General features: G+C 72.3%; 8 protein-coding genes and 1 rRNA gene. 2 read left to right on the forward strand and 7 right to left on the reverse strand.

All coding sequences use genetic code 11. The annotated features are described in order from the left end of the window. Nucleotides 1–188: 188 nt before the first annotated feature. Together ACFWPT_RS29930 and ACFWPT_RS29935 are read right to left on the reverse strand one after the other, a co-directional pair. Nucleotides 189–1,535 carry a class I SAM-dependent RNA methyltransferase gene (locus ACFWPT_RS29930; RefSeq protein ID WP_380485543.1) on the reverse strand — a complete coding sequence of 449 codons (1,347 nt, stop codon included), beginning with the start codon at nucleotides 1,533–1,535 and terminating at the stop codon, nucleotides 189–191. Between the two features lie 383 nt (nucleotides 1,536–1,918). Next, complete coding sequence (locus tag ACFWPT_RS29935; protein ID WP_107452862.1) at nucleotides 1,919–3,988, reverse strand: APC family permease; 2,070 nt, start codon at nucleotides 3,986–3,988, stop codon at nucleotides 1,919–1,921. 229 nt (nucleotides 3,989–4,217) lie between these two features. Between ACFWPT_RS29935 and ACFWPT_RS29940 the strand changes: the two genes are divergently transcribed. After that, a complete protein-coding gene (locus ACFWPT_RS29940; RefSeq protein ID WP_063347597.1) occupies nucleotides 4,218–4,886 on the forward strand; it encodes a TrkA family potassium uptake protein in 669 nt (222 codons plus the stop codon). Continuing rightward, nucleotides 4,886–5,557, forward strand: a complete 672-nt coding sequence (locus tag ACFWPT_RS29945) for a TrkA family potassium uptake protein (RefSeq protein ID WP_063347598.1) — start codon at nucleotides 4,886–4,888, stop codon at nucleotides 5,555–5,557. The genes ACFWPT_RS29940 and ACFWPT_RS29945 overlap by 1 nt, the downstream gene beginning before the upstream one ends. Before the next feature lie 107 nt (nucleotides 5,558–5,664). Here the strand turns inward: ACFWPT_RS29945 and ACFWPT_RS29950 are convergent, their stop codons facing one another. From ACFWPT_RS29950 to rrf, 5 genes are all read right to left on the reverse strand, one after another. Further along, nucleotides 5,665–6,480, reverse strand: a complete 816-nt coding sequence (locus ACFWPT_RS29950; protein ID WP_380485540.1) for a DUF3159 domain-containing protein — start codon at nucleotides 6,478–6,480, stop codon at nucleotides 5,665–5,667. Nucleotides 6,481–6,482: 2 nt separating this feature from the next. Beyond that, complete coding sequence (locus ACFWPT_RS29955; RefSeq protein WP_063347599.1) at nucleotides 6,483–6,890, reverse strand: OB-fold nucleic acid binding domain-containing protein; 408 nt, start codon at nucleotides 6,888–6,890, stop codon at nucleotides 6,483–6,485. Nucleotides 6,891–6,956: 66 nt separating this feature from the next. Beyond that, nucleotides 6,957–7,637 (reverse strand): response regulator, encoded by a 681-nt coding sequence (locus tag ACFWPT_RS29960; protein WP_033351413.1) that lies wholly within the window; start codon nucleotides 7,635–7,637, stop codon nucleotides 6,957–6,959. A 109-nt stretch (nucleotides 7,638–7,746) separates the two neighbouring features. Beyond that, a complete protein-coding gene (locus ACFWPT_RS29965) occupies nucleotides 7,747–10,335 on the reverse strand; it encodes an ATP-binding protein (protein WP_380371189.1) in 2,589 nt (862 codons plus the stop codon). A 240-nt stretch (nucleotides 10,336–10,575) separates the two neighbouring features. After that, nucleotides 10,576–10,667 (reverse strand): 5S ribosomal RNA (gene rrf, locus ACFWPT_RS29970); the annotation flags it as partial.

A 10,667-nucleotide genomic window follows, 5' to 3' on the forward strand; every position in this document is an offset into this window, starting at 1 on the left:
CCCCGAAAACCCCGTGGCGGCGCCCCCCCCCCCTCGGGGGGGGGGGCGCCCCGGGGGTGACGGGGGGCCCCCTCCTCTGCCGTCTCCTCCGACGAACTCCTCCGTCGGACTCCCCCGAACCGCCCCGGACCGCCTCGAACGCGCTCAGCGCCCGTCGAAGCCGGCCGGCACCCCGGAGGGCCGCCGGGTCACTTCCCGATCGGCTCCAGGATCGTCACGCACTCGAAGTGGTGCGTCATCGGGAACAGGTCGAAGGCCCGCAGCGAGACCGGCCGGTAGCCGCCCTCGCGGAAGAACGCCAGGTCCCGGGCGAGCGCCGCCGGGTCGCAGGCGACGTACGCGATCCGGCGCGCCTCCAGGCCAACCAGGTGCGCGACGGTCTCGCGCCCGGCGCCCGAGCGCGGCGGGTCCAGGACGATCAGGTCGGTGGCGGTGATGCCGGTGCGCGGCAGCAGCGTCTCGACGCGGTCGCACTCGATCCGCACGTTGTCCAGCGCGGCCAGGTTGTGCCGGGCGTCGGCCACGGCCTGCTTGGAGGACTCGATGCCGAGCACCGCGCCCTCCTCGCCGACCCGGTCGGCCAGCGCGCCCGCGAACAGGCCGACGCCGCAGTACAGGTCGAGCGCGTTCTCGCCCCACTGCGGGTCCAGGCCGTCCAGGACGGCGCCGACCAGGGTGTCCGGCGCCTCGGGGTGGATCTGCCAGAAGCCGCCGTTGCTGACCCGCCAGGTCCGCCCGGTCGCCCGCTCGCGCACGAAGCTGCGGCCGTGCACGCGGTGGATGTCGCCCTGGTCGTCCACCCGCGCGATCGACACCGGCTTGTCCAGCTCGACCAGCGGCAGCTGGGCGCCGGGACGCGGGGTGAGCACCACCTGGCGGTCCGAGGAGCCGCTCGCGGCGATCACCTCGACCGAGGCGATGCCCGGCCAGTCGCGGGCCTCGATGCCGAGTTCGGTGACGCCTTCGGCGGCGATCAGGCAGCGGTCCACCGGCTGCACGTCGTGCGAGCGGTGCTTGCGCAGGCCGACCTTCCCGGTCTCCTGGTCCACGGCGTACTGCACGCGGGTGCGCCAGGTCGGCACCTGCCCGGCCGGCAGCTTGCCGCCGACCGGCTCGACGCTGCCGTCCCAGCCCGCCTCGGCCGGGGTGAGCCCGGCCAGCTTGGCCAGCTGCTCGGTCAGCACCTGCCCCTTGAGCTTGCGCTGCCCGCCCGGGGTGACGTGCTGCCAGTCGCAGCCGCCGCACTTGCCGGGCCCGGAGAACGGGCACGGCGGCGCGATCCGCTCCTTGGCGGGCTCCAGGATCTCGACCGCGTCGGCCCGCAGGAACCGGGAGGTGGAGGTGCCCTCGGTGACCAGTGCGACCACCTTCTCGCCGGGCAGCGCGTGCCGGACGAACAGCACCCGGCCCTCGTGCCGGGCCACGCAGTGCCCGCCGCCGTGCGCGACCGGGCCGACCTCGACCTCGTAGCGCTGGCCGGCCAGCGGATCGCCGGTCGGCGTCTCGGGCCGCGCGGCCCGCGGCGCGGTACGCAGCGCCTTCGGCGGCCGCACCGCCTGCTTGCGCGGCCGCTCCCCCGGCGTGCGGGACGCCTGCGCGCGGGATCCCTGCGCGCGGTCGCCCTTCGGCGCGCCGTCCTTGGAGCGCTCGCCCTTCTGCGTGCGCTCGGTCTTCGGCGCACGGTCGGTCTTCTGCGTACGGTCGGCCTTCGGCTTCCCCGTGTCGGCTTCCGCCGGACGCGCGGGAGCAGGCTCGCCCGGCGCGAGCGGCGCGGTCTGCGCGGTGAAGCCGTCGCGGTCGGTGGCGGCCGGGCGCACGGGCTTGCCCCAGCGCGGCCGGGCGACCTTGCCGGGGGTGGCGGCGCCCTTGCGGGCGCCCTTGCCCGAGGATCCGGAGGAGCGGGACGGGGTGTTGCGGGTCACTGGGCGGAGTCCTTGCTGCTGTCAGCGGTGGCGTCTGGCATAACGGGGACCTTCGACTTTACGGCCTTCGGCGCCCGAGGCTCGCCACGCCGGACGGCACCCGGCGCCGACCAGGCCTTCTGCGGCTTGCGCCGCTCGGAGGACTCCAGCTGCCACGGCACCGAGGTGACCATCACCCCGGGCTTGAACAGCAGCCGTCCCTTGAGCCGCAGCGCGCTCTGGTTGTGCAGCAGGTGCTCGTACCAGTGGCCGACCACGTACTCGGGGATGTAGACCGACACCACCTCGCGCGGGCTGCTGCGGCGCAGGTTCTTCACGTAGTCGAGGACGGGCCCGGTGATCTCGCGGAACGGCGAGTCCAGCACCTTGAGCGGCACCTCGATGCCGCGCTCGTCCCATTCCCGGCGCAGCGCCGCCGTGTCGGCCGGGTCGACGTTGACGGTGACGGCCTCCAGGGTGTGGGCGCGGGCGAGCCTGGCGTAGGCGAGGGCGCGCAGCGCGGGCTTGTGCAGCTTGGAGACCAGCACGATGGCGTGCACCCGGGTGGGCAGCACCACGTCGTCCGGCTCCTCGGCGGCGGTGAGCTCCTCGGAGACCCGGTCGTAGTGGCGGCGGATGCCCTTCATCATCACGAAGAGCACGACCATCGCGGCGATCGCGATCCAGGCGTGGCTGATCTTGGTGACCAGGACGACGATCAGCACGGCCATGGTCATCACCAGGCCGAAGGTGTTGATCGCCCGGCTGCGCTGCATGTGGCGGCGCTTGGCCGGGTCGGTCTCGGTGCGCAGCAGCCGGGTCCAGTGCCGGATCATGCCGGACTGGCTCATGTTGAAGGAGACGAAGACGCCGACGATGTAGAGCTGGATCAGCCGGTTGGGGTCCGCGTCGAAGGCGATGACGAACAGGATCGCGGCGATCGCCAGCAGGATGATGCCGTTGGAGAAGGCCAGCCGGTCGCCGCGGGTGTGCAGCTGGCGCGGCAGGTAGCGGTCCTGGGCGAGGATCGAGCCGAGCACCGGGAAGCCGTTGAATGCGGTGTTCGCGGCGAGCACCAGGATCAGGCCGGTGACGGCGGCGACGAAGTAGAAGCCGGGTGTGAAGTTGTTGAAGACGGCTTCGCTGATCTGGGCGAGCGCGGTCTTCTGGTGGTAGCCGGGCGAGGAGCCGACGAGCTGCTCGGCCGGGTTCTCGGCCATCTGCACGCCGGTGAGGCGGGCCAGCCAGATGATGCCCATGAACATCACCACGGCGATGCTGGCCATCATCAGCAGGGTGGTGGCGGCGTTCTTGCTCTTGGGCTTGCGGAAGGCCGGCACGCCGTTGGAGATGGCCTCCACGCCGGTGAGCGCGGCACAGCCGGAGGAGAACGACTTGAGCAGCAGGAACACCATGGCGAACCCGGCCAGCGATTCGTTGCCGGGGATGGCGGCGAGGTGGAATCCGGAGCTCTCGGCGGGCATGTCCTGGCCGAGCAGGAAGTGCCGGACGAAGCCGTAGCCGACCATGCCGATGACGCCGATCATGAACGCGTACGTCGGGACGGCGAAGGCGGTGCCGGATTCGCGGACGCCGCGCAGGTTCATGCCCATCAGCACCACCACGACGATGACCGACAGGGTCAGTTCGTGGCCGCGCAGCGCGGGGACGGCGGAGACGACGTTGGCGACGCCCGAGGTCGTCGAGACGGCCACCGTGAGCACGTAGTCGACCATCAGGGCGCTGGCGACGACGAGTCCCGACTTGGGCCCGTGGTTGACGGTCGCGACCTCGTAGTCGCCGCCGCCGCTCGGGTAGGCGTGCACGTTCTGCCGGTAGGAGGCGACCACCGCGAGCATCACGATCGCGACGACGACGCCGATCTGCCAGGAGAAGTGGATCGCCGAGGCACCCGCCACGGAGAGCGTCAGCAGGATTTCCTCGGGGGCGTACGCGACCGAGGAGAGCGCGTCCGAGGCGAAGACGGGCAGCGCGATCCGCTTGGGCAGAAGTGTTTCGCCCAATTTGTCGCTGCGCAGGGCGCGCCCGATCAGGATGCGTTTCGGTAGGTCAGTCGGCATAGGCACGTTAAGGAATCGTAGGGGCTTCCCGGGCCGGGCTCCGCCGTTTGTCCCCCCCTTCGTCGCGACTGCGTTCTATGGACCGGCTAGCGTGTCGGATACGAGTCGGCGGGCAACACTCAGGTTGTGAGTCGGCGCCCCACGAGAACGCTCGCCCAGGGAAGCCGGGCGGGAAAGGGAGATGAACGGTGTTTGCGCAGGTCAAGAACCCTACGGGACGGGTGAGGTAGCGCCGGTGCACATCGTCATCATGGGCTGCGGCCGCGTGGGCTCGGCCCTCGCCAGAGCCCTGGAGAAACAGGGCCACTCGGTGGCCGTGGTCGACCAGGACCCGACCGCGTTCCGTCGGCTGGGCGCCGGGTTCAACGGGCGCCGGGTGACCGGCGTCGGCTTCGACCAGGACACCCTGCGCGAGGCGGGCATCGAGGAGGCCGGCGCGTTCGCCGCGGTCTCCAGCGGCGACAACTCCAACATCATCGCCGCGCGGGTGGCCCGGGAGAACTTCGGCGTGGAGAACGTCGCGGCCCGGATCTACGACCCCCGCCGCGCCGAGGTCTACCAGCGCCTGGGCATCCCGACCGTGGCGACGGTCCGGTGGACCGCCGACCAGATGCTGCGCCGGCTGCTGCCGAGCGGCGCCGAGCCGCTGTGGCAGGACCCGAGCGGCGGCGTCCAGCTGGCCGAGGTCGCCTACGCCCCGGGCTGGGTCGGCCACCGCATCGGCGTGCTGGAGGAGTCCTCCGGCGCCCGGGTGGCGTTCGTCACCCGGCTCGGCGAGGGCGTGCTGCCCTCGCCCCAGATGGTGGTGCAGGAAGGCGACCTGGTGCACGTGATGCTGCGCCGGGGCGACCTGACGGCGGTCGAGGCCGCGTTCGCGCAGGGGCCGAAGGAGGAGGGTCACTGATGCGGGTCGCCATTGCCGGGGCCGGTGCCGTGGGTCGCTCGATCGCGGGCGAGCTGCTGGAGAACGGGCACGAGGTCCTGCTGATAGACAAGAACCCCAACTCCATCTCGGTGGAGCGGGTGCCCATGGCGGAGTGGCTGCTGGCCGACGCCTGCGAGATCACCTCGCTGGACGAGGCGGCGCTGCAGCGCTGCCACGTGGTGATCGCCGCGACCGGCGACGACAAGGTGAACCTGGTCGTCTCGCTGCTCGCCAAGACCGAGTACGCGGTGCCGCGGGTGGTCGCCCGGGTGAACAACCCGAAGAACGAGTGGCTCTTCAACGAGTCCTGGGGCGTGGACGTGGCCGTGTCCACCCCGCGTCTGATGTCCGCCCTGGTCGAGGAGGCGGTCAGCGTCGGCGACCTGGTCCGGCTGATGCGCTTCAGCCAGGGCAACGCCAACCTGGTCGAGCTGACCCTGGCCGCCGACACCGAGCTGGTCGGCACCCGGGTGGGCGACGTGGCCTGGCCGCAGGACACCGCGCTGGTGACGATCATCCGCGAGGGCCGGGTGCTGGTGCCGGGCAAGGACGACACCCTGGAGGGCGGCGACGAGCTGCTCTTCGTGGCCGCGCAGGAGCGCGAGGAGGAGCTGGAGGACCTGCTGTCGGCGTCCTCCGGCGCCCAGTAGGGCCGAAGGCGCGGACCGGACACGGGCGAGGGCCCGCACCCACCAGGGGTGCGGGCCCTCGCCCGTCGCGTGCGGGCCGGCGAGCCGGGGCTCCGGCCGGACAGGGCCTAGCGGGCCGGCTCCTCGTCGTCGTCGAACTGCGCCTTGATCGGCGGCGGCGCCTTGAGCAGGATCTGCCAGGTGACGTACATCGCCAGCAGCATCGGCGGGATGCCGAGGGCGACCTTGAGCCAGCCGAGCAGGTTGACGTTGTGGGTGAAGTACAGCGGGAAGAGGATCACCGGCTTGAGGCCCATGATCACCACCCAGGCCCAGGTCGCCTTGGTGTAGGCGGCGAACCGGCCCGGGTTCTCCTTGCGCCAGGTGAACATCTCGCCGGTGACCGGGCCGAGCATCACGCCGATCATCGGCCAGCGCACCAGGGCGGAGACCGCCAGGGCGATGCTGTAGCCGACGTTCCACAGCAGGCCGGGCAGGTAGAAGTCCTCGGCGCGGCCGCTCTTCATCGAGATCCAGGCGCCGAGGGCGACGCCGAACACCCCGCTGAAGGCGTGCTGGACGGTCTCCCGCCGGGCCAGCCTGGTCACCACGAACACCGCGCACAGGCCCAGCGCGGTCCAGGCGGCGGAGCTGACCTGGTGGGTGATGTTGAAGGTGACGATGAAGACCAGGCCGGGCAGCGTCATGTCGATCATGCCGCGCACGCCGCCGAAGGCCTGCAGGATGGTGTCGGCCGCTTCCTTGGAGGCGGCGGCCTTGCGGGCGGCCTCCTCGGCCGCGCTGTCGGCGGCCTCCTTGGCGACGACGGCCTCGCGGACGGCCGCGTCGGCCGCGGCCCCGGGTCCGTGCGGGCCGGGCGGCGCGTGGTGGTTCGCGGCCAGGTCAAGCTGGGCGGCGGACTCGCCGCCGGGCTGGTTGCTCACGCTCATTCGCTCCCGTGTCCGACCGGACGCAGCTCATAGCGGGGGTTGAACAGCACGCGGCGCCCGCGTGCGTGGCTGATCCGGCCGCTGGCGACGAGCCGGCGGCCCGGCTCTATGCCCGCGATCGAGCGGCGGCCGAGCCAGACCACGTCCAGCGCCTCGGTGCCGTCGAAGAGTTCGGCCTCCAGGGCCGGCACCCCGGCCCGCGGGCGGAGCGTCACCGTGCGCAGCGTGCCCGCCACGGTGACCAGCTCGCGGTCCGCGCAGCCGGCGATCGGCGTGCAGCCCGACTCCGCCGCGCTCTCCTGGCGCAGCTCCTCGGCCTGCAGCTCCTCGGCCGAGGAGGTCAGCCGGCTGAGCATGCGGCGGAAGCGCCCCTGCGGCTGGTCGCTGCTGTTGTCACCACTCATGTCGGAAGGGTACCGGTTTCCGCGCCCCCGGCGGCAGGCCGTACGGCCACCGGGGGCGCCCCGGGGTCAGCTCTCGAAGCGGTAGCCCATGCCCGGTTCGGTGATGAAGTGGCGCGGGTGCGAGGGGTCGCGCTCCAGCTTGCGGCGCAGTTGGGCGAGGTAGACCCGCAGGTAGTTGGTCTCGGTGCGGTAGGCGGGGCCCCACACCTCCTGGAGCAGCTGGGTCTGGCTGACCAGCCGGCCGGCGTTGCGGACCAGCACCTCCAGCAGGTGCCACTCGGTCGGGGTGAGGCGGACGTCGGTGCCGTCCCGGTTGACCTTCTTGGCGGCGAGGTCGACGGTGAAGCTCTCGGTGACGACCAGCGAGTCGTCCTCGCCCGCGACCGGCTCGGCGCGGCGCACGGCGGCGCGCATCCGGGCGAGCAGCTCGTCCATGCCGAACGGCTTGGTGACGTAGTCGTCGGCGCCGGCGTCCAGGGCCTCGACCTTCTCGTCGGAGGCGTGCCGGGCCGACAGCACGATGATCGGCACCCGGGTCCAGCCGCGCAGGCCGCGGATCACCTCGACGCCGTCCATGTCGGGCAGGCCCAGGTCGAGGACGACGACGTCGGGATGGCGGGCGGCGGCCAGTTCCAGGGCGCTCGCGCCGTCATGGGCCGCGTCGACCTCGTACTTGCGGGCCTTGAGGTTGATCACCAGCGCGCGGACGATCTGCGGTTCGTCGTCCACGACGAGGACCCGGGTCATTTACGGGCTCCGCCTTTCAGGGCTGTCGGACTTACGGACTGTGGGACTTGCTGAACATACGGATTGCGGAAGCGAGGAACGACAGGCCGGAGCGGCAGGCCACCGGCTGTCACGTGATCAGCCGCGACAGCGGATCGTGCCCGTCACCGGCCGCCTCCCCCGGTTCCGGCGGCCGCTCGGCCGCGGGCAGGCTGACGACCATGGTGAGGCCGCCACCAGGGGTGTCCTCGGCGGTGACGGTACCGTCCATCGCCTCGACGAAGCCGCGCGCCACCGCGAGCCCGAGCCCCACCCCGGCGCCGCGCGGCGCGTCCCCGTAGCGCTGGAACGGCGCGAAGATCCGTTCCTTGGCGTCCTCGGGCACACCCGGGCCGCGGTCCACGATCCGCAGCTCGACCCGCGCGGAACCGCCCGGCTGACGCAGCGCGTCGGCCTTGACCAGCACCTTGACGCCGTCCGGGCTGTACTTGACGGCGTTCTCGACCAGGTTGGCCAGCGAACGCTCCAGCAGGCCGCCGTCGGCCCGGATCATCGGCAGCGTCTCCGGGACGTCGAGGCGCACCGACTCGGGCGGCACCCCGCCGAGGGCGAACGGCACCACCTCGTCCAGGTCGGTCTCCTGGATCAGCGGGGTGACGGTGCCGGTCTGCAACCGGCTCATGTCCAGCAGGTTGTTGATCAGGTGGTCGAGCCGGTCGGCCCCGGCCTCGATGCCGGCCAGCAGCTCCGCCTCGTCCTCCGGCGCCCACTCGACGTCGGCCGCCCGCAACGAGGTGACGGACGCCTTGATCCCCGCCAGAGGGGTGCGCAGGTCGTGCGAGACCGCCGCCAGCAGGGCGGTGCGGATCCGGTTGCCCTCCGCCTCCCGGCGCGCCGCCGCGGCCTCCCGGGCCAGCCGGCGGCGCTCCAGCACCACGGCCGCCTGCGCGGCGAACGCCCCGAGCAGGCGCCGGTCCGCCCCCGGCAGCACCCGGCCGCGCAGCACCAGCGCCAGGCTGTCGCCGACCGGCACGTCCACGTCGGCCTCCTCCGGCCGCTCCGGCGGGCGCGGCCCGGCGGTGGCGACCGGCACCCAGGCGCCGAGCGGCTCCGGACGCTCCAGCAGCGCGGCGCTCTCCTGCCCGAAGGTCTCCCGGACCTGCTCCATCAGCGCGGTCAGCACCCCGTCCCCGTTCGGCGCACCGCGCAGCACGGTACCGGCCAGCGCGCTGAGCGTCTGCGCCTCCGTCTGGCTGCGGGCCGCCTGGTGGGTGCGCCGGGCCGCCAGGTCGACCACGGAGGCGACCGAGATGCCGACCACGGTGAATATCGCCACCGCCATGATGTTCTGCGGCTCGTTGATCGTGAAGGTGTGGATCGGCGGCGTGAAGTAGTAGTTCAGCACCGACGAGGCGACCAGCGCCGACCCGATCGCCGGCAGCAGCCCGCCGACCAGCGCCGCGCACACCGTCAGCGACAGGAACAGCAGCATGTCGGTGGACAGGCCCAGCCCGCCGATCGCGGTCAGCACCAGCGCCAGCACCGGCGGACCCGCCAGCCCGATCAGCCAGCCCGCGATGGTGCGGGAGCGGCCCAGGTCGGTGATCCGGCGCACCGGCACCCGCCCGCGTCCGTGCCCGGCGTGCTCGTGGGTGACCATGTGGATGTCGATGTCGCCGGCCTCCCGGGTCACCGTGGTGCCGACGCCAGGCCCGTAGAGGTACTGCCAGGCCGGCCGGCGGCTGGTGCCCAGCACGATCTGGGTCGCGTTCACGCCCCGGGCGAAGTCCAGCAGCCCGGCGGCCGGGTCGTCGCCGAGGACGGCGTGGAAGGAACCGCCGAGGCTCTCCACCAGGGCCCGCTGCTCGATCAGCGTCTGCGGGGAGCCGGTGCCCGAGAGCCCGTCCGAGCGGGAGATGTGGACGGCGAGGAGTTCACCGCCGGAGACGCGGGCCGCGATCCGGGCCGCCCGCCGGATCAGCGTCGCCCCCTCGGGGCCGCCGGTCAGGCCCACCACGATCCGCTCCCGGGCCTGCCAGGTGCCCTCGATGCCCTGCTCGGCCCGGTACTTCTGCAGGTACTCGTCGACCCGGTCCGCGGTCCACAACAGCGCCAGCTCGCGCAGCGCGGTCAGGTTGCCCGGACGGAAGTAGTTGGCCAGGGCCGCGTCTATCTTCTCCGGCGCGTACACGTTGCCGTGCGCCAGCCGCCGCCGCAGCGCCTGCGGCGACATGTCGACCAGCTCGATCTGGTCGGCCCGGCGCACCACCGCGTCCGGCACGGTCTCGCGCTGGCGCACCCCCGTGATGCCCTCGACGGCGTCGCCGAGCGATTCCAGGTGCTGGATGTTGACGGTGGAGATCACGTCGATCCCGGCTGCCAGCAGCTCCTCGACGTCCTGCCAGCGCTTGGCGTTGCGGCAGCCGGGGATGTTGGTGTGCGGCAGCTCGTCCACCAGCGCCACCTGCGGGCGGCGGGCGAGGACGGCGTCCACGTCCATCTCGGTGAACGCGGCCTCCCGGTGCACCAGCTGCCGGCGCGGCACGACCTCCAGCCCGTCGACGAGCTCCGCGGTGAGCCGCCGGCCGTGATCCTCCACGAACGCCACCACGACGTCCGTGCCACGCTGCTGTCGCCGGTGCGCCTCGGCGAGCATGGCGTACGTCTTGCCGACCCCGGGGGCCGCCCCAAGGTAGATGCGCAGCCTGCCTCGTCCCATGAGCACCATTCTTGATCCGGCTCTGCCCCGGGGCCACCCCCGGACACCTGTTCCCCTTCCCTTCGAGACTACGGCGTGAGCGGCGATTTTCCGCTGATCAGTGGACTGATCATGCGGTTTTAGCGACATATTGACGGCGCCCGCCCCCTCGGCCGGGCCGGCTTGAAAGCCTTCTGCCCTGTCTCCGGGAAATGCAAAAAGACCCCCTCCCAGAAGGGAGGGGGTCTTTTCGGAATAATTGTTCGGCGGCGTCCTACTCTCCCACAGGGTCCCCCCTGCAGTACCATCGGCGCTGTAAGGCTTAGCTTCCGGGTTCGGAATGTAACCGGGCG

The sequence above is a fragment of the Kitasatospora sp. NPDC058478 genome (genome assembly GCF_042720345.1).
Classification (GTDB): Bacteria; Actinomycetota; Actinomycetes; order Streptomycetales; family Streptomycetaceae; genus Kitasatospora.

Coding starts and splice junctions, on each gene's coding strand:
- ACFWPT_RS29955 (WP_063347599.1), bottom strand. CDS start 6,890: ATGAGTGGTGACAACAGCAGCGACCAGCCGCAGGGGCGCTTCCGCCGC.
- ACFWPT_RS29945 (WP_063347598.1), top strand. CDS start 4,886: ATGCGGGTCGCCATTGCCGGGGCCGGTGCCGTGGGTCGCTCGATCGCG.
- ACFWPT_RS29965 (WP_380371189.1), bottom strand. CDS start 10,335: ATGGGACGAGGCAGGCTGCGCATCTACCTTGGGGCGGCCCCCGGGGTC.
- ACFWPT_RS29960 (WP_033351413.1), bottom strand. CDS start 7,637: ATGACCCGGGTCCTCGTCGTGGACGACGAACCGCAGATCGTCCGCGCG.